Genomic DNA, 1131 nt, shown 5'->3' on the forward strand with positions numbered 1-1131 from the left:
GGAGAGCCGGCAGAGGTTATCCAGACCGGAATCAATGAGTTGATGCGGCTAGAAGATAACTCAACTGACGATGATGACGGGTCCATAAAGGATGATTTAGTTGCTGTTTATGATGAATTAGAAACGCCAAAAGGTGAAATTACCGGTATGCCTACAGGATTTAATGAATTAGATCGAATGACAGCTGGTTTACAGAAACAAGACCTTATTGTTATTGCCGCCCGGCCATCTGTTGGGAAAACGGCATTTGCTTTGAACATTGCAGAAGGAGTAGCTAAACGGCAACAATCTGCAGTCGGGATCTTCTCCCTGGAAATGGGCAGAAAACAATTATTAAAAAGAATGCTATCGAGTAACGGTAGAATCAATGCGCAGTATATCCGAACAAGCAACCTTGTTGATAAGGATTGGGGAAAGCTAACAGGTGCGATGGGAGACGTTAGCAACATGAACCTTAGAATCTTTGATAATCCAGGTGTTACTGTTAATCAAATTTGGGCGAAAGTCCGAAAGATGAAACGGGATTACGAAGGCAAAGACATTCTGGTCATTATTGATTACCTGCAGCTCATTACAGGTTCAGCCAAACATAAAGGGAATCGGATGCAAGAAATTAGTGAAATCAGCCGGATGCTAAAGCATTTGGCAAGGGAATTGGATGTATGTGTTATTGCTTTAAGTCAGCTATCACGGGCGGTAGAGCAAAGGCAAGATAAACGGCCAATGATGTCAGATATACGTGAATCAGGCCAAATTGAACAAGATGCTGACGTGATTGGATTTCTTTATCGGGATGATTATTACGATAAGGATTCGGAAAGCAAAAACATTATCGAGATCATTATTGGTAAGCAAAGAAATGGTCCCATTGGAACCATATCGTTAGCATTCATCAAAGAGTATGGGGTGTTTCTCAATTTGGAGCGCAGACATGACGGTTAGGGAACTTTATCATGAATCCGTTAAATATAAGCATACTTCACTCCGTTTGTTGATTGAATTTCTGGTCTACGAAAAAAATAAGGTGAACTTTAATGACGATAAATCGGCACTCTATCTTTACTTCAAAGAGAATAATAGGCCGAAAATGAATGAGTTGTTAGAGGAATATCAGAGGAGGATCTATGGGTC

At 40.7% G+C, this 1131-nt stretch carries 2 protein-coding genes; both read left to right on the forward strand.

Annotated elements, in window-relative coordinates; all coding sequences use genetic code 11:
- A partial coding sequence (gene dnaB / locus N9I19_RS24855; RefSeq protein ID WP_317779348.1) for a replicative DNA helicase occupies positions 1-942 on the forward strand: 942 nt, incomplete at its 5' end.
- A partial coding sequence (locus tag N9I19_RS24860) for a hypothetical protein (RefSeq protein ID WP_317779349.1) occupies positions 932-1131 on the forward strand: 200 nt, incomplete at its 3' end. The genes dnaB and N9I19_RS24860, both read left to right, overlap by 11 nt.

Source organism: Peribacillus sp. CSMR9, from assembly GCF_033141925.1.
In the GTDB taxonomy this organism is placed as follows: Bacteria; Bacillota; Bacilli; order Bacillales; family DSM-1321; genus Peribacillus; species Peribacillus simplex_A.